The sequence below is a fragment of the Novosphingobium taihuense genome (assembly GCF_007830315.1).
GTDB lineage: Bacteria > Pseudomonadota > Alphaproteobacteria > Sphingomonadales > Sphingomonadaceae > Novosphingobium > Novosphingobium taihuense.
On record NZ_VLKJ01000001.1, the window covers coordinates 479592 to 506552 of the forward strand.

Consider the following 26961-nt stretch of genomic DNA (forward strand, 5'->3'; position numbering starts at 1 on the left):
GGTCATCCCATCAGGTTCAGAAGGTAAACCGTGCACCGGCAGCATAGCGCGCATAGCCCGGTGCCGCAAAGAACACCGTCTGGTTGTTGCGCTGGTAGCCCTTGCGGTCGGCGTTGGTGATGTTGATGCCTTCGACGAACACCGTCACGCCCTTGCGGATTTCATACGAAGCGCTGGCGTCGAACTGGCCATAGGCCTTCACGTAGTACGGATCGAACCCGTAGCCGGAGAGGAACCCATCGCGCCAGTTATAGGCAACGCGAGCCTGCAGACCGTTCTTGTCGTAGAACAACACGGCGTTGGCACTATCGCTGACACCGTTCACCGCGAACTGCGGGATGGTGTAGCGAAGGGTGTTGTCGAACTTCGTGTCGCTCTTCACCACGGTGTAGTTCAGGATGGCACCGAAGCCGGTATCCCAGAAGCTGTGCTGCACTGCGAATTCCCAACCCCAGAGCTTGGCCTTCTGGTCGCTGTTGGTCGGCTGCGTGGTGATGAAGTTGACGAGCGGATCGGAGGACTGGCCGATGACGCCGGTAACGACCCCGTTGTTGTCACGAATGACCGTCGAGGGGAAGTTGGTGCCGATGTAGTCGAGCAGCTGCTGCGCCGTGGCATTGGGGCCGAGTGCCGCACGCGCTGCTGCAGCATTGGCACCGGCTGCCGCGTTCGTCAGACCGAACGCAGGCTGGTTTACCTGCGTCTGGCTGATGAAGTTCTTCACGACCTTGTGGAAGAAGCCCACCGAAACGTAGCTGGTTGGCGCGTAGTACCATTCAGCCGATAGATCGACGTTGTTCGACTTGTACGGCAGCAGACCGGGGTTGCCGCTCGATGCCGTGCTGCCACCGATACGGATCGGCGAGGCGAGCGTGGTGCCCCCCTGCAGCGAGGTATAGTCGGGACGCGTGATCGTCTGGCTGTAGGATGCGCGCAGGCGGACGTTGTCGATTGGCTCCATGTCGAAGTCGATCGCGGGCAGCCAGTTTTCGTACTCACCCTTGAGCGAGGCGGCAGCAACCTGCTGCGGATTGCCATAGTCGATCGCGGTTTCGTTGCCGCCGGTCCAGATGGTGCGAACCGGGATCGGAACCTGCGCGGTCGAGTCGACCTTGGTCTTCTCGTAACGCAGGCCGAAGCGCAGGTGGGCCTTGCCGGCACCCAGGTCGAACGAGTGCGTCGTCTGGAGATAGGGCGCCCAAGTGCGTTCACGCACGGTGCGGTCGGTCGTGTACTTGGCAATGCAGGTGCCCGCAGCGACGGCGGTGCTGCAGATACCGAGCTGGCTGTCGAGCAACTTGATCAGACCATCGGTGTTGATCTCGAAGTAGTTCGGGATGATCGACGCATCCTGCGAACCCGACATGCCCGACAGGTCCTTGGGCAGATTGCGAATCTGGTAGAGATCGTCGGGCGTATCAGCTGCCGAGAGCGTGCCGCCCCAGGTGTCGTTCTGGATCACGCCAAAGGCCGAGCGCACCTTGTTTTCGGTGTAGGTCACGCCGAAGTCGAGGCTGTCGATGAACGAGGCATCAAAATCGTAACCGCCGCGCAGTGCGACTTCATTGATCTCGTCACGCATGTAGGCGGTGCGGAAGGCGTTGCCTGCCGGGCGGATGTTCGAGGCCTTGATTTCGGCGCCCGGATACATCTCCACGCTGATGACCGGAATGTCGGAGGTGAAATCGACCTTCTGCGACTTCACGCCGAAGATTGCGCTGCCCACGGCAATGCCGGAGCCATAAGGCTTGGTCGGCTTGCTCTCGGCGGTCGAGTGGTGACCGTCGAGTTCGAGGCGCAAGCCGCCGGGGCCATCCCACTTGAGGTTGCCGCCGATGGAGTGGTTACGCGATCGGTTGGCCGCGACCGCGCCGGTGATAGCGAGGTCCTTTCCGGGGCCAAAGTTCTCGGCATAGAAGTTCGGGCCAGCCGCCGGGCCATCGGTCCAGCTGCTCGAAGTGTCGCCGTGGTTGAACCACACGCCGATCGAGTTGGTGCGCGCGTCGATGGTGTTCTGCGAGAAGGTATAGTCGACGGTCGCGGTCAGCGTGTCGGTAGGCTTGACCTGCACGACGGCCTGACCGTTGATGCGCTTGCGGCGGAAGGTGGTGAAATCGTAGCCCGCGTTCTGCGTGACCTGATAGATATCGTTCGGGCCGGGGCGGTTCTGGATGTTGGCAGCGCCCGGAGTGCCCGGCTGCGCGAGCGAACCCCAGTTGTTTTCCGAACCGAGGTAGCCTTCGCGCCAGCCTGCGTTGAACTGTGCCTGGCTGGCCTTGCGGTCCTGATACGAACCGGTCAGCAGCACGCCAATGCGGCCATCGGCGAAAGTGTCGCTGATGATGCCGGACACTTCCGGAGTGATGCTGGTGCCGTCGAACAGCGAGGTGTCGTAGACCGCCTTGGCGCCGATGCTGCCGTGGAAGCCGGGACGATCAAGCGGCTTGGCGGTCTTGATGTTGATGACCGAACCGATGCCGCCGGTGGCGAGAGAGGCGCGGCCCGACTTGTAGACTTCGACCCCGGCAATGCCTTCCGAGGCAAGGTTGGCGAAATCGAACGAGCGCGAAGCTGGAGCGCCGCTGCTGCCGCCGAGGCTGGAAGCGGGCATCTGGCGGCCGTTGAGCAGGACGAGGTTGAAATCGGGGCCGAAGCCACGAACGGTCACGGTCGAACCTTCGCCGTTGGACCGGTCGATAGAAACGCCGGTGATGCGCTGCAGCGATTCAGCAAGGTTCGTATCGGGGAACTTGCCGATGTCTTCAGCCGAGATCGCGTCGACCACACCTTGCGCGCTGCGCTTGATGTCGAGCGCCTTCGACAGCGAGGCACGGATGCCGGTGACGACGATGGCTTCGCCTTCGTCGGAGGGAGCCGCAGCGGCATCCTGTGCCTGCGCTGAGGTTGAAGCGAGTGCCAACGCCATGGCGCCGAGACTTGCGGCGCGAATGGCGCCCGAACGTACTGCGCTGCTGCGCGATGCGGAAACTCTCATGGTCCTCCCCCTTGGATTCGGAATCGACGCTGTGCGCCGTATTTCGGGCCTGACTTGCTCTTGTGAACGTTCACCTAAATGAGAACGTTCACGCAGTCAAGCGCGTTCGCCATGCAGCAAGGGTGCAGCATTGTCCTTTAGGGCAATGTCTGCCGCGGCTTGGTCAAAGTCTCAGGAATCCGTTTGGCGCACCCGGGAACTTCGCATAGGTTTCGACCAAAGCGGCGGCCCACCAGGTGAGGACATCATGCCAGCCGCGCTCAGGGAAAGATCACCCCATGCGCGACCATGAACTCAGACGCAGGGCTGTCGGCGAGATGCATCTGCGGCGCTGGCCGCTGCTGCCAGTGCCTTGCCACATCGTGCAATGGGTCCTCGCCATCGACGATGCCGAACGCGCCGAGGAGCTCCACGCCATCGAGCTAAAGGCCGGTGGTGCTGATCTGGTCGGCAACCCCGCGCACCGGGAAGGTCGCGTCAACGATCGCGTGACCTTCACATGGGAACGCCAGAGCGAGGGGAGCAGCCTCACGCTCTACACTTCCCCGTGCGACGAGACAGGCTTTCTGGACCCGATGGTCGACGGACATATCAGTCAGGCCATCGCATGGGCGCAAACGCTGCCAGGGCAAGTCATCCGCAGCACGCGGATCTGGCTGGGCGAAGACGACGCCGACGTGCAGCGCGTGCTCGACCGGCATTCACTCAACCGCGACGAGCTTGTTTCGAGCACCGTGGGCGGCGGCATTCGCGTCTGGTCGGACTTCCGCATCATGGACGATGGCTTTGGCCGCCTGTTCGTTGCGGCCAACGGCGCGGATCGGCGCGACCTGACGCGACAGTTGCAGCGGATGCAGGAGCTGGGCAATTACCGCAACAAGGCGCTGCTCGGCCTCCCGGTCGCGCGTGAAAGCTGGCCCAAACTCGATGCCGCGGAGGAGCGACTGCGCGATCTGTCCAACCGCATCGCAAATAGCGACGCACGCGACGACAGCCTGCTAGAGGAACTGTCGGGCCTTGCGCTCGATCTTGCCTCGGTTTCAACCGCGATCTCGTTCCGGATGGATGCCACCCGCGCCTATGGCCAGATCGTCGAGGAGCGACTCGAACAGCTCGAGGTGAAGCCGGTGGAAGGCTTTGCCTCGCTGGTCGATTTCACCCAGCGTCGCTTCCGCCCGGCGATGAACACCTGCCTTGCCACCAACGAGCGGATCGAGCGCATCGCCCACCGCACGGAGCAGCTGGCATCGCTGCTGCGGGCACGGATCGATACGCGGATCGAGAACCAGAACGCAGAGTTGCTGCGCTCGATGGAACAGTCGATTTCGATGCAGGCCCGGTTGCAGCAACTGGTAGAAGGCCTCTCGGCGGTGGCGCTCAGCTACTACGTCCTCGGGCTGATCAAGTACGCGCTCTATGCTGTGCCCGACGATGTGCTTGGCGTTTCCGACGAGTTCGTTGTCGGTCTGCTTGTGCTCCCGCTGGTGCTGGGGGTGTGGTGGACCATGCACGTGCTCAAGGACCGGCTGATCAAGACGTCAGAACAGAAATAATTCCGCTTGTCCTGACGCATGTTAATGTCCAATGTACTGGACAGATGGCGCGCTTCCCCTTCTCTGCGATCGTCGGTCAGGACGAGATGAAGCTCGCGCTCCTGATCGCTGCGGTCGATCCCTCGATTGGCGGGGTGATGGTCTTTGGCGACCGTGGCACCGGCAAGTCTACCGCCGCCCGCGCCTTGGCCAGCCTGCTCCCGCCGATCATGGTGATGGACGGCTGCCGCTTCGGCTGTTCGCCCGATGAACCCCGCGCCTGCCCCGGCCCCTGCGAGGGCAAGAAGGCCTCGAAGCGCGCGGTTCCCTTCGTGGATCTGCCACTGGGCGCCACCGAGGACCGCGTGCTCGGCTCGCTCGATCTTGAACGCGCGCTGCGCACCGGCGAAAAGGTCTTCGAACCCGGCCTTCTCGCCCGCGCCCATCGCGGCTTCCTCTATATCGACGAGATAAACCTGCTCGAGGACCATCTGGTCGACCTGCTGCTTGATGTTGCCGCCTCGGGCGAGAACGTGGTGGAGCGCGAGGGCTTGTCAGTCCGCCACAAGGCGCGCTTCGTGCTGATCGGCAGCGGCAATCCCGAAGAGGGCGAATTGCGCCCGCAACTGCTCGATAGGTTCGGCCTCTCGGTCGAAGTGCGCACCCCGCGCGAGATCGAGAGCCGGGTCGAAATCATGCGCCGCTGCGCCTCCCACGATGCCGATAGCGAGGCCTTTTCGCAGAGCTGGGCCGAGGAGGACGACAAGGTCCTCCACCAGATTGCGCGCGGACAGAAGAAGCTTGGCAAGATCGAAGTGCCTGACGAAGTGCTGCACGATGCCGCGCGACTGTGCAGCGCGGTCGGCGTTGATGGGTTGCGCGGCGAACTCACCCTGATGCGCGCCGCCCGCGCCTATGCCGCACTCAAGGGCGCCAAGGCGGTCAAGCGCGATCACCTGCTGCACATCGCCCCACTTGCCCTGCGCCACCGCCTGCGCCGCGATGTGCTGGACGAAAGCGGATCGACCGCCCGCATCGAACGCGCGATCGCCGAACACTTCAAATGAGCAATCCCCTGGCAGATGCGCTCCTTGCAGCGCGCCTGCTGGCCTGTGATGCGAAACTCGGCGGCATGGTCCTGCGCGGCGGCGGGCCAGCGCGCGATTTGGTGCTCGAAGCCCTGCGCGGTTTGCTCCCGCCCGGCACGCCATTTCGCCGCCTGCCCGGCCATATCGACGATGATCGCCTGTCGGGCGGCACCGACATTGCCGCCAGCCTTGCCACTGGCACGCTCGTCCTCCAGCGCGGGTTGCTGGCAGAAGTCGCAGGCGGCGTGCTCGTCGTGCCGATGGCCGAGCGCCTGCGCATCGACGTCGCCGGGCGCGTGGCGCAGGCGATGGACAACGACGGAGCGTTCCGGCTGATCCTGCTCGACGACGGCGCGGACGGGGATGACCGGCCGCCGCTGGCGCTGATGGAGCGCGTCGCGTTCGACCTGAATCTGGGCTTCGTCCGCCCGGCTGATCTGAAGATGGCCTTACCCGAACCTGCAATGGCCTCCGGCGCCATGCTGGAAAGCGAGGCGATGTCGGCGCTTGCCGCCACGGCCACGGCACTCGGCGTTTCCTCGCTGTGCCCGCTGCTCCATGCCGCCGGCGCTGCCCGCACCCATGCCGCGCTTGCCGGACGCGAGAGTGCGGAGATGCTCGATCTGGAAGCGGCGACCCGGCTGGTCCTTGCACCACGCGCCACGCAACTGCCGCCGGACCCTGAACAGTCTCCGCCACCGCCGCCCGAACCCGAACGCCCGGAGAGTGAGCGCGAGCAGAACGAAGGCGATGAAGACGACACGCCACCCGAAATTCCCGAAGACCTGCTGATCGAAGCTGCCCGCGCGATGATCCCGCCCGACGTGCTGGATCTGATCGCCAAGGGCCGCGCCCAGCGCTCGGCGCGTGGCGGCGGACAGGGCCGCAAGACCGGTTCGGCAATGCGCGGAAAGCCGCTCGGCGCGCGTCCCGGAATGCCTGGCGGCGGGGTGCGCATGGCGCTGGTCGACACCTTGCGCGCGGCGATCCCCTGGCAACCCCTGCGCCGCCGCGAACCCGCCTCCGAAGGCGCAGGCCCGATCCGTTTCCGCCGCGATGACTTGCGCGTTCGCCGCTTCGAGGAACGCGCCACCGCCGTCACCCTGTTCTGCGTCGATGCCTCGGGCTCTGCCGCGATGTCACGCCTTGCTGAAGCCAAGGGCGCGGTCGAGCTGATCCTTGCGCAGGCCTATGTGAAACGTGCTGAGGTTGCCCTCATCGCCTTTCGCGGCAAGCAGGCCGAGTTGCTGCTACCGCCCACCCGCTCGCTCACCCGTGCCAAGCGTGCGCTGGCCGAGCTGCCCGGCGGTGGCGGCACGCCGCTCGCCAGCGGCATAGCGCTCGCCCGCCAGCTCGCCGACGCGGTCGCCTCGCGCGGGCGCACGCCGATGCTGGTGTTCCTGACAGACGGCAGCGCCAACATCGCCGCCGATGGCTCGCCCGGACGCCCGCAAGCCAATGCCGACGCGCTGTCCGCCGCGCGCGGCGTTGCCAGCGCGGGGCTGGATGCGGTGGTGATCGACATCTCCCCCCGCCCCCGTCCCGAAGCCGCCCGCGTGGCCGAGGCGATGCGCGCGCGCTATATCCCGCTGCCCTTTGCCGATGCCAAAGCGCTGAAGACCGCCATCACGCTCGCCGCGCAGCCAGAGCGGAAGTGGGCATGAGCGGGCCGCGCTGGGACGTTGAAGGCCGCAACTGGCCCAACCGCGAGGCCAGCCGCTTCGTCGAAACTCCGGGCATGAAGTGGCACGTTCAGGTCGCGGGCGAAGGGCCGCCCCTGCTGCTGCTCCACGGCACCGGCGCTGCCACGCACAGTTGGCGCGATGTCCTGCCGCTGCTCGCGCCGCACTTCACGGTCATCGCCCCGGACTTGCCGGGCCACGGCTTCAGCCAAGGGCGGCCAAAGCAGGGCCCGACGCTTCCCGGCATGGCCGCTGCTCTCCATGCACTGCTGGACAAGCTTGATGTTCAGCCGGTGCTGCTCGCCGGGCACAGCGCAGGCGCCGCGATTGCGCTGCAACTGGTCCATGCGCGGGGCGAGGCGACGCCGGTCGTCGGCTTCAATCCGGCGCTGATGCCCTTCCCCGGCCTTGCAGCAAAGCTGTTCCCCTCGCTTGCCAAGGCGCTGTTCGTGAACCCTTTCGTACCGCGAATGCTATCCGGCATCGCGCGCATTCCCGGCGAGACGGGCCGCTTCCTGCGCCGCGCCACCGGCTCCACGATCGACGCCAAGGGGATCGCCGCCTACGAAGTGTTGATGAGCAACCACCACCATTGCGGCGGCGCGATGGAGATGATGGCCAGTTGGGATCTAGAGGCGCTGAGCCGCCTCCTGCCGCAGATCGCCAGCCCGGTTCTGCTGGTGCACTCAAGCGGTGACAGCGCCGTGCCGCTTGCCTCGGTGGAGCGCGCAGCGAAGCTCATTCCCGATTGCCGTCTGGACGTCCTGCCTGGCCTCGGCCACCTTGCCCACGAGGAACAACCCGCCCGCGCAGCAGAACTCATCCGCATGTTTGCCGAGCAGAAGACAGGAGCGCCCGCATGAACGCCGTGGGAGAGAACTTCGGTTGGATCGAAATCGCGGTCTTCGCCGCCATCGCGCTGGGCTTCGGGCTGTGGCAGCTCCGCTCGATCAATCGCGAGATCGCCAAGGACAAGGAAGCGGCCGAGGCAAGGAAGCGGCAGGATGGCGACGGGGCCTGACCCATCCGTCCTTGCATCGCCGGGTTCACACCCCATCTAGGGTGACAGCAAATCCATCTTTTTGAAGTTTCTGGCAAATAGCGCCTGCTCCGGGATCTTGGTCGCCTCGCCGCTTTGGCGAACGCGTAACGTCCCGGAAGGTCACGACATGCCGATTACCGTCACCGCCAGACTTTCGCTCCCGCTCATCGCTGCCGTTGCCCTCGCAGGCTGCTCCACCAGTGGATCACCCAGCAAGAGCGCGGGCCAGCGCATTTCCGACCGTGACAGTGCCATATCCGATCGCGGCAAGGCCTGGAACGAAGGTCAGCGCGACCAGAGCGACGGTCAAAAGCTCGTCAAGCGCAGCACCGACCGTCTTGCCGATGGCGAAAAGGACCTGAGGGACGCGCAGGCCGCAATGGAAAAGGCCCAGGCCAAGATCGCCACCGCGCAGTCCGACCGCATGCGCGGCGAAACCCTCGTTTCCAGCGGCTCGGCCAAGATGCAGCAGGCCGAAGCTGATTACTCAGCGATCCGCATCGGACCTCCGGCCATCGCTCCGAACTGAATCCCGTGCGCTATCCGACCCGTGGAATGCGGTAGGGCAGCATGAATTGCACGACCGGCGACGCAAAGCGGTCGAGGTCGAGGCTTTCCTGCACTGCGATCACCGGCTCGCCAAACAGGCGCGAGGCCAGCGTCGAGCGGGCGTAGAACGGCGCGTCCTCCCACGTGCGGATCACGCTGGCATGGCCTCGGTCGGCGCGCGTCTTGCGCTCCATCTGCCACAGGGTATTGGGCAACGGCGCAACGGGAGGCAGGACTTCCTCCTCGTGCGGCACGCCATCAGCACCGAAGCGAAGCGCGCTGGCGAAGGCCTGCCCGTTCCGCCGGATGCCCTCATAACACACGGTCGAATCCCGTCGCCCATGCGCGCGGGACCAGTGCCAGACCCGGAAGCCTTCCTCGAGCGATTCCGAGCCGAAGTTGGAATCGAGATAGGCACTGCCCTTCCACTTGAGCCCCGGCTTTTCCATCACCACCTCGATCCGCGCACGCGGGGCAAGGCAGTGCCAGCGGTGGCAGCCCTCTGGGTCGAGAGCGAAGGCGCGGTCGTTCATCGCTTCGGGATGGACGCGGACCTTCCCCGCAACGCGCCGCTGCCATGGCACGCCGACGCGCTTGTCCTGCTCCTCGATGTCGATTTCCAGCGCAATGCCGGTCCAGCGCACTGCGCTCGGGCCGATCTGGAGATTGTCGGCATCGCGCGCCACATGGCCGCGCCCGCGCTCGGTCATCGTCCAGCGCGCACCGGGGCCGTATAGCGCGACATTGAGCGCGCAGTGATTGAGCGGATCGGGCCGGCCGCTCTTCTTGTAATATGGTGAAAAGACGCTGCCGATGAAGGCGATGATCGTCAGCCCATGGCGTCCGCACTCGCTGATTGCATCGACATACCACCAGCCATAGCCACCGGGTGGGATCGCCGCATCGAAGCGAGGTCTTGCAGCACTGCATCCATCGCCAGCCGCCCGGACAAGGCGGCCATCGGGATCCCGGCCCCCGGATGGGTACTTCCACCCGCGCAGTAGAGCCCAGGGATCCGGGTCCGCGTGCCCTGCCGGAGGAAGGACGCCGCCCAGCCGTGCGAGGCCCGACCATAGATCGCTCCCCCGGTCGAGGGCAAAAAGCTCTCGAAGGCGTTCGGCGTCAGCAGCGTGTGTGGAAATTCCTCCTCCAGTTCCAGTCCACAACGCTGCAGGCTGCGCCTCATGGCCAGAGTGCATTGCGCCTTCTCCTTCTCGGTATAGTCGTGGCTGTCGCCGTTGGCGGGGGCATTGACGATGATCTGCAACCGCTCGCGCGTGCCGGACTGCACCTGCGCGCCGCCCTCGCGGTCCTGCGCGCAGACATAGACGCTAGGATCGGTCGGCGCCGCGCCGCCGCGAATGTCGGCAAACTCCCGCGCATAGTCAGGCGAGAAGAACACGTTGTGGCGCTTGAGCGGAAAGCCCGACGTCCGCGCATGGGCAAGCCAGACCATGGCCGAGAGCGAACGCTTGTGCGGGGCATGCGCGCTCACCGCCATCGCGCCCAGTGGTCCGAAGCGACCGGCGGCCAGCGCGGCGGGATCGGCGTTGGCGATGACCGCGTCGGCGGCAATCCTTTCGCCCGTACTCAGGATAAGTCCCGACGCGCGGCCCTGCGCGGTCTCGATCAGCGCCGCGCCAGTGCCGAACCGGAACCTTGCGCCATGCATCTGCGCCAGCCGCATCAGGGCTCCTGCCAGCGCGCTCATCCCCCCATCGATCAGCCAGACGCCCTGCGCCTCGACATGGGCGACGAGCATGAGAGTGGCAGGCGTCTCGAACGGCGACGAACCGCAATAAGTGGAATAGCGGGCAAACAGTTGACGCAGGCGCTGGTCGGCGAAGTGCTCGCCCAGCACCTTCCACATCGATTCATAGGGGCGGATCGCAAGCAGGTCGCCCATGCGCCACAGCCCGATGCGCCACATCAGCGGCAGCGGCCATGAGACCTTGCTGCCGCGCATCATGGGTCGGTCGATTATCCGGTGGATGCGAGCGGCCTCGGCGCGAAATGTGCGGTAGCCTCTGGCGGCAGCGGCTCCAGCAAACTGGCCGATCGCCTCCTCACTGCGCTGCGGGTCGGCATAGAGATCGAGCTTGCCCCCTGCCGCCCAGGAATGGCTCGCAATCGTATCGGCCTGGCGGATATCGACGAAGTCGGCGAACTCAGCACCACATTCGCGGAACAGGTCTTCGAAGACGTCGCGCAAGGTGAACACCGTCGGTCCTGCATCGATCGATGCCCCGTCAACGATCAGTTGCCGCGCCTTGCCGCCGGGGTGCGAGGCCTTCTCGACCACGGTGACGTCGAGCCCCCGCGCAGCCAGCAGCGCTGCCGCTGCGAGGCCACCGATGCCTGCGCCGATGATCGCTACCCGCGATGCCAAGGCCTGCTCCTCTCACGAAGGTGTCCTTCGTCGGTGAACACAATTGACCTTTACAATATAAATGTCCAATCAAATGGACACATGCCTGACGCGATGCCCTTTCCGGACGCGACACCCGCCCGCAGTCCACCCGAATGGCGACGTCGCTGGACGATGTGGCGCAACCGTGTCCTTGGCAGCCGCACCTTTCAGCACTGGGCAGCGCGCCTGCCTGTTTTCGCGACGGTTTCGCGCCATCGCGCGGCCCGCGCCTTCGATCTGGTAGCCGGGTTCTGCTACTCGCAAGTGCTAATGGGGGCGGTCCAGACGGGTCTGTTGGACCTGCTTGCGAAAGGCCCCTGCGATGCCGACGCAATCGCCCGATCAACTGGCCTCAGCCGCGATGCCGCCACGCGACTCGCACGCGCCGCCGCCGCGCTGGACCTTGCCGAAGAGGTTGCGCCCGGCTGCTGGATGCTTGGGCAACAGGGCGCGGCGCTGCAGTCCAACGCCGGGGCGCTCGCCATGGTGCGCCATCACACCCTGCTCTACGCAGACCTTGCCGACCCGATCGCGCTGCTCCGCAAGGACCGTTCGGAACCCACGGCCCTGTCGACGTTCTGGCACTATGCCACGGAGGCAGAAGGAGAAACTGCAACCCGCTATTCGCACCTCATGGCAACGTCGCAGGAGATGGTCGCGCGCGAGGCGATGGCCGCCTACCCTTTTGACCGCCACAGGCGATTGCTTGATCTGGGTGGCGGCCATGGCGCCTTCATCAAGGCACTGGCCCCCGCTTGCCCCGCGCTCGAACTGGGCATCTTCGATCTGCCACCGGTATTGTCGGGCGCTGCCTCCCTGCCCGCCCGAGTCGCACTCCATCCCGGCGATTTCTTCGCAACGCCGTTCCCGCAAGGGTACGATTGCATGACTCTCGTACGGATACTCCACGATCACGACGACGATCGCTGCATGCAGATCCTGCGGTCGGCGCGCGAGGCGCTGCCCCCTGGCGGCCGCCTGGTGATCGCCGAACCGATGGCCGGCGTGCGCGGCGCGCGTGCGATGGGCGATGCCTATTTCGGCTTGTATCTCTGGGCAATGAACTCGGGTCGCCCGCGAACGGCAAGCGAGTACGCGGCGATGGCGCGGGAGGCGGGCTTCACCCGTTCGCAATCGCTTCGCACCGCGATGCCGGTCATCACTAGCGTCATTGTCTGTTCATATTGACATCTTTAACCGTCCAATCTGTTTGACACTCTTTTGCGTTAGCGTATGGTGAACCATGCCAGACAGGCCCATTCGGGACCTGCGGCTTGGCCAAACGGCCAGAGAGGGGAAGACCGGCATGGAGTCGCTGGCGGTCATACTGGAAGCTCCAAGGCGCATAGCGCTTCGCAGTCTTGCCCTGACTCCGGGACAGGCCAACGGCAGCTCAGCCGCTGACTCCGCGCAGTGCCACCTCGCCGCTTCCGACGTTCTCATCGAAGTCCAGTGGAGCGGCGTAAGCGCCGGAACAGAAAAGCTTCTCTGGAGCGGCGAGATGCCGAACTTCCCTGGCATGGGCTACCCGCTTGTGCCCGGATATGAATCGCTCGGCCGGATCATCGATGCAGGTGATGAGGCGTCAGGCCGCATCGGAGACTGGGTCTTCGTGCCCGGCGCCACATGCTACCGCGATGCACGCGGCCTGTTCGGCGGTACCGCCCGCCGGGTCATCGTGCCATCCGCCCGCGCCCTTCCGGTTTCCGAGTCGCTCGGCCGCGACGGTGTGCTGTTCGCGCTGGCAGCCACCGCGCTCCACGCGATGAACGGGGGGGAACCGCCCGATCTGATCGTCGGCCACGGCACGCTAGGACGCCTTATGGCGCGGATGACCATTGCCGCCGGTGCGCCCCCGCCCGTCGTCTGGGACAACAAGCCAGCCCGCCGAACCGGCGCGCAAGGCTACAGCGTCATCGCCCCCAAGGACGATGACCGCCGCGATTACGCCAACATCTACGATGCCAGCGGCGATGCCGATTGCCTCGACCTGCTCGTCCCGCGTCTGCGTCGTGGTGGCGAGATCGTGCTGGCGGGCTTCTACGCCAATCGCCCGAGCTTCGCCTTCGCGCCAGCTTTCCGTGCCGAGGCCCGGTTCCGCGTTGCCGCCGAATGGGGGCCCGACGATCTCGCCGCTACCCGCGCCCTGATCGAAAGCGGCGCGCTCGATCTCACCGGACTGGTCTCGCACCAGCGCCCGGCCGAGGAAGCCCCGGATGCCTATCCGGAAGCCTTCCTCGATCCCGACTGCCTCAAGATGGTCCTCGACTGGAGCGATTGCGCATGACGATGCTGGATACACATGCCGCTGCTCTGCGCGATGAAGCCGCGATCGAGCCCGACGCCCCGCACACTGGTGAGGTCAAGAAGGAAACGCAGATCATCGCGATCTACGGCAAGGGGGGCTCGGGCAAGAGCTTCGCCCTCTCCAACCTCAGCTACATGATGGCCCAGCAGGGCAAGCGCGTACTGCTGATCGGTTGCGATCCCAAGTCCGATACCACCAGCCTGCTCTTCGCCGGCAAGGCCTGCCCCACGATCATCGAGACCTCCTCGGCCAAGAAGCTTGCCGGAGAGGAAGTGCGGATTGAGGACGTCTGCTTCCAGCGTGACGGCGTGTTCGCAATGGAGCTCGGCGGCCCCGAAGTCGGTCGCGGCTGCGGCGGGCGCGGGATCATCCACGGCTTCGAACTGCTCGAAAAGCTTGGCTTCCATGACTGGGGCTTCGATTACGTCCTGCTCGACTTCCTCGGCGACGTGGTCTGCGGCGGCTTCGGCCTGCCGATCGCCCGCGACATGTGCCAGAAGGTCATCGTCGTCGGCTCGAACGACCTGCAGTCGCTCTATGTCGCCAACAACGTCTGCAAGGCGGTGGAATACTTCCGCAAGATGGGCGGGAACGTCGGCGTTGCCGGCATGATCGTCAACAAGGACGACGGCACGGGCGAAGCCAAGGCCTTTGCCGCAGCGGTCGACATCCCGGTCCTCTGCGCCATCCCGGCAGACGAGGACATCCGCCGGAAATCGGCAAACTACCAGATTATCGGCAGGCCCGACGGGCAATGGGGCAGTCTCTTCGCAGAGCTTGCCGCCAATGTTGCGTCGGCCCCGCCGCGGCAGCCCAGGCCCCTCGACCAGGATGGACTGCTCGGCCTCTTCTCCCCCGAAGACACTGGCGGCAACGTAGAACTTGTCCCGGCGACACAGGCTGACATGCGCGGCGGAACATTTGAGAAGAAGCCCTCGCTCGAGGTGGTTTATGATGAGGTCTAGGGCATGACCGACCTCGCCACCGACGCGATGGACTTCTCGCGACAGCCCGACCGGATCGATCTCGATCCGCCGGTGGAAGGCGGCGGCTGCCATGCCGGCGCCGAAACCCTGCGCGAAGCTACCAACAAGGCACAGGGCTCGGAACTGCTGGAACGCTATGCCGCCGATTACCCCGTCGGCCCGCATGACCAGCCGCAGAGCATGTGCCCCGCATTCGGTTCGCTGCGCGTCGGGCTCCGGATGCGCCGCACCGCCACGGTACTCTCGGGCTCGGCCTGCTGCGTCTATGGCCTGACCTTCACCTCGCACTTCTATGGCGCGCGCCGCACCGTCGGCTACGTGCCGTTCAGTTCCGAAACGCTCGTCACCGGCAAGCTGTTCGAGGACATCAAGGAGGCCGTCGAGGGCCTTGCCGATCCGGCAAGTTACGACGCCATAGTCGTCACCAACCTGTGCGTGCCAACTGCCAGCGGCGTGCCGCTGCGCCTGCTGAAGAAGCAGATCAACGGCGTGCGCATCATCGGCATCGACGTGCCGGGCTTCGGAATCCCGACCCATGCCGAGGCGAAGGACGTTCTGGCAGGCGCCATGCTCGCCTATGCGCGCGAGGAAGTGGTCCAAGGCCCCGTCGCGGCCCCTGCAATCCGATCGGACAAGCCCACTGTCACCCTGCTGGGCGAGATGTTCCCGGCGGACCCCGTGGGCATCGGCATGATGCTCGAACCATTGGGCCTTGCTGCCGGACCGGTCGTGCCCACCCGCGAGTGGCGCGAACTCTATGCCGCGCTCGATTGCGCCGTCGTCGCCGCAATCCACCCATTCTACACCGCTAGCGTCCGTGAATTCGAGCATGCCGGGCGCACGGTCGTCGGCTCGGCCCCGGTCGGCGCGGAAGGCACCGCAGCGTGGCTCGATGCCATTGGTGCCGCCTGCAACGTGAGCCAAGCACAGGTCGACATCGCCAAGGACCGCTCCGTGCCGATGATCCGGGCCGCGCTTGCCGCCAACCCGATCAAGGGCCGCATCACCGTCTCGGGCTATGAAGGCTCGGAACTGCTGGTCGCCCGCCTGCTGATCGAAAGCGGAGCCGATGTGCCCTATGTCGGCAGCGCCTGCCCGCGCACACGCTGGTCCGATCCCGATCGCGAATGGCTCGAAGCGCGCGGTGTCCGCGTGCAATTCCGCGCCAGCCTCGAACAGGATATCGCCGCAGTCGAGGAATTCCGTCCCGATCTCGCCATCGGCACAACCCCGGTGGTCCAGCACGCCAAGCAACGCGCGATCCCGGCGCTCTATTTCACCAATCTGATCTCCGCGCGCCCGCTGATGGGCGTCGCAGGGGCTGGCAGCCTTGCCCAGGTCGTCAACGCGGCGATGGGTAACAAGGCACGGTTCGACAAGATGAGCGCGTTCTTCGAAGGCGTCGGCACCGGCCCCAACGCAGGCGTGTGGGAAGAAACCCCGCAGGACCGCCCGCTGTTCAAGAAGAAGTACGCCGCGCTCAACGAAGCCGCGCGCAAAGCGGCGGAGGCAGTCGGCTCATGACGCTGGTTCTCGATCACGACAGGGCCGGCGGCTACTGGGGCGCAGTCTATGTCTTCACCGCGATCAAGGGTCTGCAGGTGATCATCGACGGCCCGGTGGGTTGCGAAAACCTGCCAGTCACCTCGGTCCTGCACTATACCGATGGCCTTCCGCCGCACGAACTGCCCATCGTCGTAACCGGCCTCGGCGAAGAAGAGCTGGGCAAGACCGGCACAGAAGCCGCGATGAAGCGGGCGTGGAAGACGCTCGATCCCGAACTTCCGGCCGTTGTCGTCACCGGTTCGATTTCCGAGATGATCGGCGGCGGCGTCACGCCGCAGGGCACGAACATCAAGCGCTTCCTGCCGCGCACGATCGACGAGGACCAGTGGCAATGCGCCGACCGTGCGCTAAGCTGGCTGTGGTCTGAATTCGGGCCGAAGACCGTCCCTGCGGTCAAGCCGCTGAAGGACGGCGAGAAGCCCAAGGTCAACATCCTCGGGCCATCCTACGGCATGTTCAACATGGCGAGCGACCTGCACGAGATCCGTCGCCTGATTGAGGGCATCGGTGCAGAGGTCAACATGGCCTTCCCGCTGGGCAGCCATCTGGCCGACGTGCGCAAGCTTGCCGATGCACAGGCCAACGTCTGCATGTACCGCGAATTCGGCCGCAACTTGTGCGAGTTGATGGAGCGGCCTTATTTCCAGGCGCCCATCGGGCTCGACAGCACGACGAAATTCCTGCGCGCGCTCGCCGCCGAACTCGGGCTCGATCCCGAACCGTTCATCGAGCGCGAGAAGCACACCACGATCAAGCCGCTTTGGGACCTGTGGCGCTCGGTCACGCAGGATTTCTTCGCCACCGCCAGCTTCGGCATCGTCGCGAACGAGACCTACGCACGGGGCATCCGCAAGTTTTTGGAAGACGACATGGGCCTGCCCTGCACGTTCGCGTTCTCGCGCCGTGCCGGGGTGAAGCCCAGGAACGAGGACGTGCGCGCGGCCATCCACGCCACGCCCCCGCTGGTGCTGTTCGGCAGCTATAACGAACGCATGTACAACGCCGAAAAGGGCGGGCGGTCGATCTACATCCCGGCAAGCTTCCCCGGCGCTGCGATCCGCCGTCACATCGGCACGCCATTCATGGGCTACTCCGGGGCAACCTACCTCGTCCAGGAAGTGTGCAACGCGCTGTTTGACGCGCTGTTCAACATCATCCCGCTCTCGACCCAGCTCGATCAGGTCGAGGCCACGCCCGCGCGCGACCATCGCGAACTGCCGTGGGACGAGGACGCCAAGACCCGGCTCGACCAGATCGTCGAGGCTCAACCGGTACTGGTGCGCATTTCCGCCGCCAAGCGCCTGCGCGATGCTGCAGAACGCGCCGCGCGCGCCCACGGGGAGTCCCGCGTCAATGCGGACAGGCTGGCCGACGCGATGCTCGAGGCGCAGGTCGCATGACCGGCGCCACTCACCTTTCCGCCGCTTCGGCAGGCGCAACCGATTGCTCGGTAACCGATCTCCGGTCGCCGCGCACCCCCATCCCCGCAGGTCTCCCTGCGTGGATACCGAAAGAGGTCTTCCGCCTCTCGCACACCAACAACGACTGGAGATTGGGCAATGAGTGATCAAGACGATCGCTTCGGGCTGAGGACCTACCTCACGCCTGAGGAAGCAAAGGAATTCCACAAACTGTTCGTGAGCAGCTTCGTCGGCTTCACCGCCGTCGCAGTGGTCGCACACGTCCTCGTCTGGATGTGGAAGCCCTGGCTCTGACACACCTCTCCACCGACCGGCGTACGGTGGGTGGAAATCTGATTAACTTGCACAAGGACTAAGACCATGTGGAGGATTTGGCTCATTTTCGATCCGCGCAGGGCACTCGTTGCACTGTTCGCGTTCCTTTTCGTGCTCGCGCTGGTGATTCACTTCATCCTGCTCAGCACCGATACCTTCAACTGGCTCGACGGCCCGAATTCGGCCCAGGGCATGGCACAGGCAGCAGCAGCGGCGCCGCCGGCGTCCTGATTACAGCCTGTGCGAGAGGCGGCGGCGCTCCCGTCGCCGCCTCCGGTGGCTGCAAGAGCCAACAACTGACCCCGTCAGCAAAGGTGGGGTGGGAACAATCAAGCCCGTCGCGCCGCGGCGGGGAGGGGTAGAACCATGGCACTCCTTAGTTTCGAACGAAAATACCGCGTTCGCGGTGGCACGTTGATCGGCGGCGACCTGTTCGATTTCTGGGTGGGTCCGTTCTACGTCGGTTTCTTCGGTGTGGTGACCGCGATCTTCGCGTCACTGGGCACCGCCCTCATTTTCTATGCAGCCTCGCAAGGGCCGACGTGGAACCCGTGGCTGATCTCGATCGAGCCGCCCGATCTCAAGTACGGCCTCGGTCTGGCACCGCTGGCGCAAGGCGGGTTTTGGCAGATCATCACGGTCTGCGCGCTCGTCTCGTTCAGCAGCTGGGCGCTTCGTGAAGTCGAGATCTGCCGCAAGCTCGGCATGGGCTACCATGTCCCTGCCGCGTTCAGCATGGCGATCTTCGCCTACTTCACGCTGGTGGTGATCCGCCCCGTCCTTCTGGGCGGATGGCACTTCGGCTTCCCATACGGAATATTCAGTCACCTCGATTGGGTTTCCAACACGGGATACCAGTACCTGCACTTCCACTACAATCCGGCACACATGCTCGCGGTCTCGTTCTTCTTTACCACGGCACTGGCCCTGGCGCTGCACGGCGCTCTGGTCCTCTCGGCGGTGAACCCGCCAGCCGGCGGCGAAGTGAAGTCGCCCGAGTACGAGGACACCTTCTTCCGCGATCTCATCGGCTATTCGGTCGGCACGCTCGGCATTCACCGTGTCGGCCTGTTGCTGGCGATGAACGCCGGTTTCTGGAGCGCAGTGTGCATCGTGATCAGCGGGCCCCTGTGGACCAAGGGCTGGCCCGAATGGTGGACCTGGTGGCTCAACCTGCCGATCTGGTCGTGAAGGAGCACTGAGCGATGGCGACCTATCAGAACATTTTCACCCAGGTCCAGCTTCGTGGGCACCCCGAAGCAGGGATCGACCTTCCTCCCGGCAGCGAGCCGCGGATCGGAAAGGGTTCCTTCAACCACCTCATGGGCATAATCGGCCATGCGCAGATCGGCCCGGTCTACCTCGGCTGGACCGGCGTATTCGCGCTGATCTTCGGCTTCTTCGCGATCGAGATCATCGGGCTCAACATGCTCGCCTCGGTCAACTGGAACCCGATCCAGTTCGTGCGCATGCTGCCCTGGCTCTCGCTCGAACCGCCCGGACCGGAGTACGGTTTCACCCCCTTCGTGCCGCTGGCCAAGGGTGGCTGGTGGATCCTCGCCGGGTTTTTCCTGACGACCTCGATCATCCTGTGGTGGATTCGCACCTACACCCGCGCCCGTGCGCTGGGCATGGGAACGCACGTGGCATGGGCCTTCGCCTCGGCAATCTGGCTCTACCTCGTTCTCGGCTTCATCCGCCCGTTCTTCATGGGCTCGTGGGCAGAAAGCGTGCCGTTCGGCATCTTCCCGCACCTCGATTGGACCGCCGCCTTCTCGATCCGCTACGGCAACCTGTTCTACAATCCATTCCACGCCTTCTCGATCGCCTTCCTCTATGGCTCGACCCTGCTCTTCGCGATGCACGGTGCGACCATCCTGGCAGTCGGCCGCTACGGTGGTGAGCGCGAGATCGAGCAGATCACCGATCGCGGCACGGCTTCGGAACGCGCCGCGCTGTTCTGGCGCTGGACGATGGGCTTCAACGCCACGATGGAATCGATCCATCGCTGGGCGTGGTGGTTCGCAGTGCTGACGACGTTGACCGGCGGCATCGGCATCCTGCTGACCGGCACCGTGGTCGACAACTGGTACCTCTGGGCTCAGCAGCACGGCTACGCCCCGATGTATCCCGATACCGGGGTCATCGATCCCGCCACGCTGGGGAGTGCGGGTCAATGAAAAGGACAATCGCAATCGCCGCTCTGGCTTCTGCCGCGCTGACCCTGTCGGGCTGCGAGCTGGGGCCGAAGCAATCGGTGCAGAACGGGCATCGGGGCACGGGGATGGACACGGTTACCTTGAAGAAGGTGGCCATGGCCAAGGACGATGTCCCCGCCCCGCCCTACGAAAGCCCCTCGACCGAGGGCCCGCGCGCCAGGGAGGTCTACCAGAACGTGCAGGTGCTGGGGGATGTCTCGGAAGAGCAGTTCACCTACACCATGGCCGCGATCACCGCCTGGGTGGCACCGGAAAAGGGCTGTAATTACTGCCACAATCCGGAGAACATGGCCTCGGACGAGATCTACACCAAGGTCGCCGCGCGCAAGATGTTGCAGATGACGCGCAACATCAACCAGAACTGGACGAAGCACGTTGCGACGACGGGAGTCACCTGCTGGACCTGCCACCGCGGCAACGCGATCCCGGCCAATTACTGGGCGCTGCCGGAACCAGGCACGAACGGCATCATCGGTAACCGCCACGGTCAGAACCAGCCACTTCCGGCCTCGGCCTACTCGTCGCTGCCCAACGCCTCGCTGGCCCTTTACCTCACCGGCGATCCGAAGACCGACAAGTCGATCCGCGTTGTCTCCGATGGCATGCACCCCACGACGGCGAACAAGCTGTCGGTCAAGGAAACCGAGCCGCAGTATGCGCTCATGAACCACATCTCGACCTCGCTCGGGGTGAACTGCACGTTCTGTCACAACGCCCAGGCGTTCAAGCCGTGGAACATCAGCACGCCCAAGCGCGCCACGGCGTGGTACGGCCTGCGCATGGTTCGTGACATAAATGGCCAGTATATCAGCACCTTGAAGGACGTCTTCCCGGCGCATCGCAAGGGGCCGATGGGCGATCCGTTCAAGGTAAGCTGCGCCACCTGCCACCAGGGCAAGAGCAAGCCCATGGGCGGGTACAAGATGGCCAAGGACTACCCGGCGCTGTGGGGTTCGCCCACTGCAACGCCAGCAGCAGTTCCGGCTGCCCCTGCGGCGGCTCCGGCTGCTCCGGCGGAGCCTGCCGCTCCCGTGGCAGGTGCGGTGACCACCGCAACGCACTGATCCCCCGCAGAAATGTGGGACCTGAGGGGGCCGCCCGGCATATGCCCGGCGGCCCCTTTTTTGATTTCCAACTCTATAGGGACTCCATGGCAACTCTCGGAGGCAGAAGGCCAACTCCCCCGAACGAAGCCCATGCGAACGGAGGCGTTCAACGGGCTCGCGCGCGCCGCATCACATCGGCGAGATGAACCGGAAAAGAGAGCGCGATCGGTAGCGATATCCATGGCCAATCCGCCCCGGTCAAAGCCGCCCGAAGTCCTACAACGATGAGTGCCGCCGGAAGCAGCATCGTGGTGAGGTCTCCAACTTTCCAACCGCGCCGCCAGAGCCAAAGCGCTTCGAGCGCGAGGGCGGCGAGGACGATGTCTGCCGCGTGGCCTGAGGCGAACAGCGCTTCCAATGCCGGTCCCTAACCGAAGGGTGCGTTGAGGCGCACGATTTCCCAGTTGAGCGCGCCTGCGACCGTTACCCACACGATGTAGGGCAGGAGCAGGACTGCAGAAAAGCGAGAAAGGCGGCCGCAATAGGCGATCAGGACGGCGATGGAGAGCCAGAGCAGGCACAGTTCCCAGAACGCCCAATCAGGCCGCTGCATCCGGAAAAAGAGCAGGCTCCACAATATGTTGAGGAAGCCGTTGAGCGCGAAGAGGCCAATCACCGTGTCCGAGGTGCGCGAATCCTTCGCCGCGCGCCAGGCCGCAACGCCGGCGATAGCGCAGAGCGCGAAGATCGTGGTCCAGGCTATCGGGAAGACCGGGCGCGGCGGGGTGAAGTCCGGTTTGATCAGAGAATCGTACCACGGACCAAGATCGGTGATCGTCCCGCCGACCATTGCGGTGGCAAAGGCGGCGAGCGAGGCGATCCCGATCGGGACAAAGGCCGCCCGGCTCATCCCGCAGCAGGCCTCAGGCCGAGCAAGTGCGCGCAATCCTTGAAGAATATTCGCACGTGCGCCATCGGGTTGGCTCGGACCAGCTTCTTGTTCATGTAGGCCTGCCAGGTCAGTTTCTGGACATCCTTGTCGGCGCACATATCAACGAAACGCTCGCGGCGCTTGTCGCTCGAGTACCAGAAATACTGCATGATGCCGAGAATCCAGAACACCCGGCCATGCTCGCGCAGAAACGCCTTGCGCGCCTGCTTCAGCACGACGGGATTGCCGGTGGCGATGAAGGCATCGGCGGTTTGCGCGGCGATGCGTCCGCAGACCATCGCGTAGTAGATCCCCTCGCCCGAGGCCGGAGCGACGACGCCAGCGGCATCGCCCGCAACCAGTACATCGCGGCCGTTGTCCCAATGCTTCAGGGGCTTGAGCGGGATCGGCGCACCTTCACGGCGGATCGTGTCGCAACCTTCAAGACCCAGTTCCTCGCGCATCTGCTTGACCGAACCGCGCAGGGAGAAGCCCTTGTTGGCACTGCCGACGCCGATGCTGGAGGTCTCGCCATGGGGGAAGACCCATGCGTAGAAATCTGGCGAGAGCTTGCCCTGATAGAGGACGTCGCAGCGGGTGGCGTCGAAGCCCTGGGGCGTGCTTTGCGGCGAGCGGACGACTTCATGGTAGGCAAAGACGCAAGGGTTCCGTTCGGCCCCCGGAATGTTTTCGCGGGCGACGCCCGAGCGGGCACCGTCTGCGCCGATGACCAGACGGGCGCGGACCTTCTGCACTTCGCCACCCCGAGATTCGCGGTAGCAGACGACTGCGCCATGCTGACCGTCGCGCTCGATGGCTTCATAGGTGCCGGTCCGGCGTTCCGCCCCGGCGCTGGCGGCGCGGGCCCGGAGCCATTCGTCAAAATGGTCGCGGTCCACCATGCCGACGTAGCCGATCTCGCCCACCGGCATGTCGACCGCGCGGTTGGACGGGGCGACCATGCGGGCGGAGCGGGCACGCGCGACGAGGAGCGATTGCGGCACCTCGAACTCTTCGAGCAGGCGGGGCGGGACGGCACCGCCGCAGGGCTTGATCCGCCCTGCCCGGTCAAGCAGCAGGACCTTGCGGCCCACGCGCGCCAGATCCCACGCGGCCGTGGCGCCCGAAGGCCCGCCGCCGATCACCACCACGTCAAAATCGGTTCCCGTTTCCTGTTGGCCTTTCATATGCCTGCCGTCCCGAATCTAGCGGCTGCGGATCGCCGGTTCGTCACGCGCATTGCGAGGACCGCCGAGACCATGAACAGGCTCGCCTCGAGTGCGAAGATCAACTGGAAGGATTCTGTGACTTGGCCCGTGGCGCTGCGCGCCAGATCGACGCCGAGTGCGCCGGTAAGCCCGCCAAGTCCGAAGGCGATGGCCTGTGCCGTGCCCCAGACGCCCATGCGGACGCCTTCGCGGGTGCGCTTGCCCGCACCTGCGAGGCCCATCATCGAGCCGATGGCCGAGACGGCGAAAGCCCCATTGAAGAAACCGAGCGCGGCGATGTTGGCGGCAAGTGGCCAGCCGGGGCCTGCCTTGGCGGCAAGCGCAAGGCCGGTGAGCGCGAGCGCCGAACCGATGCAGCCGAGCATGGTCCAGACACGCAGTTCGATTGGCATGCGCCCGGCAAAGGCGCTGCCGCCAAGCCCGGTGACGATCATGCCGACGAGAACGCCACCGTGCTGGACGCCGGACAGGCTGGTCGACTGGCCGGGCGACATCTGGAAGACAAGGCCGGCGAATGGTTCGAGGATCAGGTCCTGCATCGAGTAGGCCAGCATCGAGACGAAGATGAACAGGGTGAAGCGGCGCGACTGCGGATCGCCGAGAATCTCGGCAATGGCTTCGCGCAAGGAGGCAGGCGGTTCGCGCGTTTCGGGTGCCATTGCGGCCCCGGCCCTTGCCTCGAGCCCGAGCATGGCGAGGCAGGTGACGGTGATCGCTGCTGCGACTACGCCGCCCGAGACCATGAGCAGGCGCTGTTCGGAATAGGGATCGAGCAGGGCACCGGCGGTCCCGGCGGAAATGACGATCCCGAAGACCATCATGATCCATGTGGTTGCGGCCGCCGCCGCGCGCTTTTCAGGGGCAACGCCGGTAGCAAGAATGGCGAGCATGGACGTGCCTGCTGCGCCAACGCCTGCGCCGATCAGGCTGAAGGCCAGCACGGCAAGGGCGATACCCAGTGTGCGGGAATCATCGAGCATCGTCGTGCCCTGCACCGCGAGCATGGTGCCTGCGCCGAGGATTGCCATGCCACCGATCACGAAGGGTGTGCGGCGGCGGCCAAGGTCGGAGCCATGGCCCCAGAGCGGGCGCGAAAGCTGAACCATGTAGTGCCAGGCGACGAGGCCTGCGGGGACGCCTGCGGCAAGGCCATATTCCAGCACCATCAACCGGTTGAGCAACGAAGTGGCGACCATGACCATCGCCCCGATCGAAGCCTGCACCGCGCCGAGCCGCACAATCGACCACCAGCCGAACCTGCCATTCATCAGATGTAACCTCCAAGCCCAAGCGCCGCCGCCAGCATGCCGAGCACGTAGAGCGAGACGCCTGTGGCGTTGTACCAGGGCGCATTCTTCGCCGGAGCCGAGACGAGCCTGGGCATCAGGCAGAGCTGCGCGAGCAGCAGGACACAGACTGCCGCGCCTGAAATCACGTGTCCCCACGACAGCATCAGCGCCACGACGGCTGCCTGCGGCGCGGCCATGACTGCGCTGGCGAGAATTGCGGCGGGCCGTTCACCCAGGACCACCGGCAGTGAGCGCAGGCCGGTTGCCCGATCTCCCTCCACGGCCTTGAAATCGTTGAGCGTCATGATGCCGTGCGCGCCGAAGCTGTAGAGCGCGAGGACAGCGATGACTTTGCCCGGTGGCAGGGCACCGGCCATGACGGCGGCACCTGTGAACCAGCTCAACCCTTCATACGTCAGCGCGACGACTGCCGGGCCAACCCAGCCACTCGTCTTCAGGCGGAACGGTGGAGCGCTATAGGCCCAGGCACAGAGCAGACCGACGATCGTGGCGATGAGCACCCATTTGCCGCTGAGCGCCGCGACGACGAGCGAAAGCGCCGTCCAGATGATCGCGATGGCCAGACCCCATCGCCCGGCAATCCGGCCCGAGGGGATCGGGCGGTTGGGCTCGTTGATGGCATCGACGTGACGATCGAACCAGTCGTTTACGGCCTGGCTGGTGCCGCAGACTAGCGGCCCCGTAAGTGCGATGCCCGCGAGCAGGAAAGTCCAGCGGCTGAGCGGCGCGACGCCCGACGACACGACGCCACACATCAGCGCCCACATCGGCGGAAACCAGGTAATCGGTTTGAGAAGTTCCAAGACGTCGCGAGCCGCCGGAGGCGGCGTTATCGTAGTCGAGACTGCCGATCGCGCCATGCCATGACACTATGCCCAAGCGGCATAAGCGTCAAATCAAATTGACACTCTAAGCGTCAAGATTGTCAGCCATATTTCCGAGGCCGTAGCGGTGCAGCTTGGAATAGAGGCTCTGTCGGCTGAGGCCGAGGATTTCCGCGGCCGAAGCGCGGTTGTTGGACGTGTATTCGAGCGCGGCTTCGATGCACAGGCGCTCGATCAGGTCGGTGGATTCCCGCACGATGTCACGCAGGGACATGCGGCCGACGAGTTCGGTAAGCTGTTCGACCGAGCGCGGGGCATCCGTCGTTGCAGGCAGATCACGCAGGCGGCGGCCGATGGGGCGAATCACGAAGCCGTAGGAGGGCTGTTCGTCGCTGGTCCGGACGGCGGAAAGTTCGACCGGTTCACCGTCGAAACCATCGCGTGCACCGACGACCGTGCTGACATTGCGGGCAATGTCATGCTTGGCGAGCTGGCCGTCGATAAGATCAAGGTCGATCCCCGGACGGCCGACGAAATCGCCGAGCGGACGCCCGCGAAGCTGATCAACACTGGCGGCCGAAACGAGTTCGACGAAGGCCGGGTTCGCCGACTGGATGATCATGCGCGAATCCGTGAGGACAAACGCATCGGGCATGGCTTCGATCACCCGAAGCGTGGCCCCCGAATTGTGTTCGGCAGTGCCGCTTGCACCGGCAAGCCTGACCAGCAGGAACTGGCCACCCCGTTCGCGGAAGCCGCTGGCCGAAAGCATGACCGGCTCGCCCCCGTCGATCGGCTCGGCCTCGATCGGCATTATGCCGGGAGAAACCAGCGCCGAACCGAGGAAGGCGATCAGGTGTTCGCGCGCAGGGCGGCCGAAAAGCGCGGTGAGCTTCCCGCCCTGGAGCATGCCGTTGCGGGCATGGAACAGCTGGTGCGCGGCGCGATTGGCCTCGCGGATGCGGAAGGTTTCGGCATCGACGATCAGCACGGGTTCGACCGACTGATCGAACAGCATGCGATAGCGCGCCTCAAGCTGGCGCAGGCGCAGGTAATCGCGTTCGAGCGACTGCTGGGCCTGGAGAACGCGCTGCTGGAGCGCGGCGGCATCGCGCATGTCACGGCCCAGGGCGATGCTGCCGCTGCCCTGCCCGAGCTTCACCACGACAAAGCGAACCGGCACGTCGCCTTCGCTGGTGACCTGGTTGACCTGACGCCAGTGCTGGGTCACGCCCTTGCGGGCGTTCGCGAGCATTTCCATGACCTTGGGACGGCTCTCTATCGAGACGGTATCGAGCCAGTCCTTGCCAAGCCACTGTTTGGCATCGGGAAATTCGCGGGGGTTGGCGGTGATGTCGACGATCTTGCCGGTGTCGTCGATGATCAGTGCGAGATCGCCCGCGACCATCGCGAGCTTCGCTGCAGCACCGGCATCGAGCTTGTCAAAATGACTGTCGGCACTGCCGAAGGGCAGCTTGCCCTCAATGCTGTTGTTGCGAGCTGGCATC

The 26961-nt window shown here is 65.1% G+C and carries 25 protein-coding genes; 16 read left to right on the forward strand and 9 right to left on the reverse strand.

The genetic code is table 11. The features are described from left to right. Positions 1 to 16 precede the first annotated feature (16 nt). Positions 17 to 2995 carry a TonB-dependent receptor gene (locus tag IQ25_RS02190; protein WP_144901788.1) on the reverse strand — a complete coding sequence of 993 codons (2979 nt, stop codon included), beginning with the start codon at positions 2993 to 2995 and terminating at the stop codon, positions 17 to 19. Positions 2996 to 3273: 278 nt separating this feature from the next. Here IQ25_RS02190 and IQ25_RS02195 point away from each other — a divergent pair, with 278 nt between their 5' ends. From IQ25_RS02195 to IQ25_RS02215, 6 genes are all read left to right on the forward strand, one after another. Further along, the gene (locus tag IQ25_RS02195) at positions 3274 to 4548 is read left to right on the forward strand and encodes a DUF3422 domain-containing protein (protein ID WP_144901789.1); all 1275 of its coding nucleotides are present in this window, start codon (positions 3274 to 3276) and stop codon (positions 4546 to 4548) included. Between the two features lie 44 nt (positions 4549 to 4592). Beyond that, on the forward strand, positions 4593 to 5594 hold the full coding sequence (bchI, locus tag IQ25_RS02200) for a magnesium chelatase ATPase subunit I (protein WP_144901791.1): 1002 nt from the start codon (positions 4593 to 4595) through the stop codon (positions 5592 to 5594). After that, the gene (locus tag IQ25_RS02205; protein WP_144901793.1) at positions 5591 to 7279 is read left to right on the forward strand and encodes a magnesium chelatase subunit D; all 1689 of its coding nucleotides are present in this window, start codon (positions 5591 to 5593) and stop codon (positions 7277 to 7279) included. The genes bchI and IQ25_RS02205 overlap by 4 nt, the downstream gene beginning before the upstream one ends. Further along, positions 7276 to 8160, forward strand: a complete 885-nt coding sequence (bchO, locus tag IQ25_RS02210; RefSeq protein ID WP_144901795.1) for an alpha/beta fold hydrolase BchO — start codon at positions 7276 to 7278, stop codon at positions 8158 to 8160. The genes IQ25_RS02205 and bchO overlap by 4 nt, the downstream gene beginning before the upstream one ends. After that, the gene (locus IQ25_RS21130; protein WP_181447156.1) at positions 8157 to 8318 is read left to right on the forward strand and encodes a hypothetical protein; all 162 of its coding nucleotides are present in this window, start codon (positions 8157 to 8159) and stop codon (positions 8316 to 8318) included. The genes bchO and IQ25_RS21130 overlap by 4 nt, the downstream gene beginning before the upstream one ends. A gap of 148 nt (positions 8319 to 8466) precedes the next feature. After that, a complete protein-coding gene (locus tag IQ25_RS02215) occupies positions 8467 to 8868 on the forward strand; it encodes a hypothetical protein (RefSeq protein ID WP_144901797.1) in 402 nt (133 codons plus the stop codon). Between the two features lie 10 nt (positions 8869 to 8878). Here the strand turns inward: IQ25_RS02215 and IQ25_RS02220 are convergent, their stop codons facing one another. Together IQ25_RS02220 and crtD are read right to left on the reverse strand one after the other, a co-directional pair. Beyond that, a complete protein-coding gene (locus IQ25_RS02220) occupies positions 8879 to 9598 on the reverse strand; it encodes a hydroxyneurosporene dehydrogenase (RefSeq protein WP_220094508.1) in 720 nt (239 codons plus the stop codon). A 119-nt stretch (positions 9599 to 9717) separates the two neighbouring features. Then, positions 9718 to 11277 (reverse strand): 1-hydroxycarotenoid 3,4-desaturase CrtD, encoded by a 1560-nt coding sequence (crtD, locus tag IQ25_RS02225; protein ID WP_144901799.1) that lies wholly within the window; start codon positions 11275 to 11277, stop codon positions 9718 to 9720. A gap of 81 nt (positions 11278 to 11358) precedes the next feature. Here crtD and IQ25_RS02230 point away from each other — a divergent pair, with 81 nt between their 5' ends. The 10 genes from IQ25_RS02230 to pufC all read left to right on the forward strand — a co-directional run bounded on the left by IQ25_RS02230 (position 11359) and on the right by pufC (position 21177). Further along, positions 11359 to 12486 carry a methyltransferase gene (locus IQ25_RS02230; protein ID WP_246415393.1) on the forward strand — a complete coding sequence of 376 codons (1128 nt, stop codon included), beginning with the start codon at positions 11359 to 11361 and terminating at the stop codon, positions 12484 to 12486. 118 nt (positions 12487 to 12604) lie between these two features. Next, on the forward strand, positions 12605 to 13585 hold the full coding sequence (gene bchC / locus IQ25_RS02235) for a chlorophyll synthesis pathway protein BchC (RefSeq protein ID WP_144901801.1): 981 nt from the start codon (positions 12605 to 12607) through the stop codon (positions 13583 to 13585). After that, positions 13582 to 14571 carry a chlorophyllide a reductase iron protein subunit X gene (locus tag IQ25_RS02240; RefSeq protein ID WP_144901803.1) on the forward strand — a complete coding sequence of 330 codons (990 nt, stop codon included), beginning with the start codon at positions 13582 to 13584 and terminating at the stop codon, positions 14569 to 14571. The genes bchC and IQ25_RS02240 overlap by 4 nt, the downstream gene beginning before the upstream one ends. A gap of 3 nt (positions 14572 to 14574) precedes the next feature. Further along, positions 14575 to 16116 carry a chlorophyllide a reductase subunit Y gene (bchY, locus tag IQ25_RS02245; RefSeq protein WP_144901805.1) on the forward strand — a complete coding sequence of 514 codons (1542 nt, stop codon included), beginning with the start codon at positions 14575 to 14577 and terminating at the stop codon, positions 16114 to 16116. Continuing rightward, positions 16113 to 17558 (forward strand): chlorophyllide a reductase subunit Z, encoded by a 1446-nt coding sequence (gene bchZ / locus IQ25_RS02250; protein ID WP_144901807.1) that lies wholly within the window; start codon positions 16113 to 16115, stop codon positions 17556 to 17558. Before bchY ends, bchZ begins: the two co-directional genes overlap by 4 nt. A gap of 159 nt (positions 17559 to 17717) precedes the next feature. Beyond that, on the forward strand, positions 17718 to 17873 hold the full coding sequence (pufB, locus tag IQ25_RS02255) for a light-harvesting antenna LH1, beta subunit (protein WP_144901809.1): 156 nt from the start codon (positions 17718 to 17720) through the stop codon (positions 17871 to 17873). Positions 17874 to 17939: 66 nt separating this feature from the next. Then, entirely contained in the window at positions 17940 to 18125 is a 186-nt protein-coding gene (pufA, locus tag IQ25_RS02260; RefSeq protein WP_144901811.1) for a light-harvesting antenna LH1, alpha subunit, read from the forward strand. Positions 18126 to 18260: 135 nt separating this feature from the next. Beyond that, the gene (pufL, locus tag IQ25_RS02265; protein ID WP_144901812.1) at positions 18261 to 19085 is read left to right on the forward strand and encodes a photosynthetic reaction center subunit L; all 825 of its coding nucleotides are present in this window, start codon (positions 18261 to 18263) and stop codon (positions 19083 to 19085) included. Between the two features lie 14 nt (positions 19086 to 19099). Further along, complete coding sequence (pufM, locus tag IQ25_RS02270; RefSeq protein ID WP_144901814.1) at positions 19100 to 20074, forward strand: photosynthetic reaction center subunit M; 975 nt, start codon at positions 19100 to 19102, stop codon at positions 20072 to 20074. Continuing rightward, a complete protein-coding gene (pufC, locus tag IQ25_RS02275; RefSeq protein WP_144901816.1) occupies positions 20071 to 21177 on the forward strand; it encodes a photosynthetic reaction center cytochrome PufC in 1107 nt (368 codons plus the stop codon). Before pufM ends, pufC begins: the two co-directional genes overlap by 4 nt. 148 nt (positions 21178 to 21325) lie before the next feature. Here pufC and IQ25_RS02280 read toward each other — a convergent pair whose 3' ends face one another. From IQ25_RS02280 to ppsR, 6 genes are read right to left on the reverse strand one after another with little or no spacing between them, the layout of a single operon-like run. Beyond that, the gene (locus IQ25_RS02280; RefSeq protein ID WP_144901818.1) at positions 21326 to 21577 is read right to left on the reverse strand and encodes a hypothetical protein; all 252 of its coding nucleotides are present in this window, start codon (positions 21575 to 21577) and stop codon (positions 21326 to 21328) included. A 9-nt stretch (positions 21578 to 21586) separates the two neighbouring features. Further along, complete coding sequence (locus IQ25_RS02285; RefSeq protein ID WP_144901820.1) at positions 21587 to 22069, reverse strand: TspO/MBR family protein; 483 nt, start codon at positions 22067 to 22069, stop codon at positions 21587 to 21589. Next, positions 22066 to 23277 (reverse strand): geranylgeranyl diphosphate reductase, encoded by a 1212-nt coding sequence (locus IQ25_RS02290; RefSeq protein ID WP_144901822.1) that lies wholly within the window; start codon positions 23275 to 23277, stop codon positions 22066 to 22068. Before IQ25_RS02290 ends, IQ25_RS02285 begins: the two co-directional genes overlap by 4 nt. Continuing rightward, a complete protein-coding gene (locus tag IQ25_RS02295; RefSeq protein WP_144901824.1) occupies positions 23274 to 24587 on the reverse strand; it encodes a BCD family MFS transporter in 1314 nt (437 codons plus the stop codon). Before IQ25_RS02295 ends, IQ25_RS02290 begins: the two co-directional genes overlap by 4 nt. Next, on the reverse strand, positions 24587 to 25489 hold the full coding sequence (gene chlG, locus IQ25_RS02300) for a chlorophyll synthase ChlG (RefSeq protein ID WP_144901826.1): 903 nt from the start codon (positions 25487 to 25489) through the stop codon (positions 24587 to 24589). The genes IQ25_RS02295 and chlG overlap by 1 nt, the downstream gene beginning before the upstream one ends. 49 nt (positions 25490 to 25538) lie before the next feature. Further along, positions 25539 to 26960 carry a transcriptional regulator PpsR gene (gene ppsR, locus IQ25_RS02305; protein ID WP_144901827.1) on the reverse strand — a complete coding sequence of 474 codons (1422 nt, stop codon included), beginning with the start codon at positions 26958 to 26960 and terminating at the stop codon, positions 25539 to 25541. Between the last annotated feature and the right edge of the window lies 1 nt (position 26961).

Excerpts from the sequence above, each read along its gene's own strand:
- IQ25_RS02190 (WP_144901788.1), bottom strand. The coding sequence starts at position 2,995 with ATGAGAGTTTCCGCATCGCGCAGCAGCGCAGTACGTTCGGGCGCCATT.
- IQ25_RS02195 (WP_144901789.1), top strand. The coding sequence starts at position 3,274 with ATGCGCGACCATGAACTCAGACGCAGGGCTGTCGGCGAGATGCATCTG.
- bchI (WP_144901791.1), top strand. The coding sequence starts at position 4,593 with ATGGCGCGCTTCCCCTTCTCTGCGATCGTCGGTCAGGACGAGATGAAG.
- IQ25_RS02205 (WP_144901793.1), top strand. The coding sequence starts at position 5,591 with ATGAGCAATCCCCTGGCAGATGCGCTCCTTGCAGCGCGCCTGCTGGCC.
- bchO (WP_144901795.1), top strand. The coding sequence starts at position 7,276 with ATGAGCGGGCCGCGCTGGGACGTTGAAGGCCGCAACTGGCCCAACCGC.
- IQ25_RS21130 (WP_181447156.1), top strand. The coding sequence starts at position 8,157 with ATGAACGCCGTGGGAGAGAACTTCGGTTGGATCGAAATCGCGGTCTTC.
- IQ25_RS02215 (WP_144901797.1), top strand. The coding sequence starts at position 8,467 with ATGCCGATTACCGTCACCGCCAGACTTTCGCTCCCGCTCATCGCTGCC.
- IQ25_RS02220 (WP_220094508.1), bottom strand. The coding sequence starts at position 9,598 with ATGACCGAGCGCGGGCGCGGCCATGTGGCGCGCGATGCCGACAATCTC.
- IQ25_RS02230 (WP_246415393.1), top strand. The coding sequence starts at position 11,359 with ATGCCTGACGCGATGCCCTTTCCGGACGCGACACCCGCCCGCAGTCCA.
- bchC (WP_144901801.1), top strand. The coding sequence starts at position 12,605 with ATGGAGTCGCTGGCGGTCATACTGGAAGCTCCAAGGCGCATAGCGCTT.
- IQ25_RS02240 (WP_144901803.1), top strand. The coding sequence starts at position 13,582 with ATGACGATGCTGGATACACATGCCGCTGCTCTGCGCGATGAAGCCGCG.
- bchY (WP_144901805.1), top strand. The coding sequence starts at position 14,575 with ATGACCGACCTCGCCACCGACGCGATGGACTTCTCGCGACAGCCCGAC.
- bchZ (WP_144901807.1), top strand. The coding sequence starts at position 16,113 with ATGACGCTGGTTCTCGATCACGACAGGGCCGGCGGCTACTGGGGCGCA.
- pufB (WP_144901809.1), top strand. The coding sequence starts at position 17,718 with ATGAGTGATCAAGACGATCGCTTCGGGCTGAGGACCTACCTCACGCCT.
- pufA (WP_144901811.1), top strand. The coding sequence starts at position 17,940 with ATGTGGAGGATTTGGCTCATTTTCGATCCGCGCAGGGCACTCGTTGCA.
- pufL (WP_144901812.1), top strand. The coding sequence starts at position 18,261 with ATGGCACTCCTTAGTTTCGAACGAAAATACCGCGTTCGCGGTGGCACG.
- pufM (WP_144901814.1), top strand. The coding sequence starts at position 19,100 with ATGGCGACCTATCAGAACATTTTCACCCAGGTCCAGCTTCGTGGGCAC.
- pufC (WP_144901816.1), top strand. The coding sequence starts at position 20,071 with ATGAAAAGGACAATCGCAATCGCCGCTCTGGCTTCTGCCGCGCTGACC.
- IQ25_RS02285 (WP_144901820.1), bottom strand. The coding sequence starts at position 22,069 with ATGAGCCGGGCGGCCTTTGTCCCGATCGGGATCGCCTCGCTCGCCGCC.
- IQ25_RS02290 (WP_144901822.1), bottom strand. The coding sequence starts at position 23,277 with ATGAAAGGCCAACAGGAAACGGGAACCGATTTTGACGTGGTGGTGATC.
- IQ25_RS02295 (WP_144901824.1), bottom strand. The coding sequence starts at position 24,587 with ATGAATGGCAGGTTCGGCTGGTGGTCGATTGTGCGGCTCGGCGCGGTG.
- chlG (WP_144901826.1), bottom strand. The coding sequence starts at position 25,489 with ATGGCGCGATCGGCAGTCTCGACTACGATAACGCCGCCTCCGGCGGCT.
- ppsR (WP_144901827.1), bottom strand. The coding sequence starts at position 26,960 with ATGCCAGCTCGCAACAACAGCATTGAGGGCAAGCTGCCCTTCGGCAGT.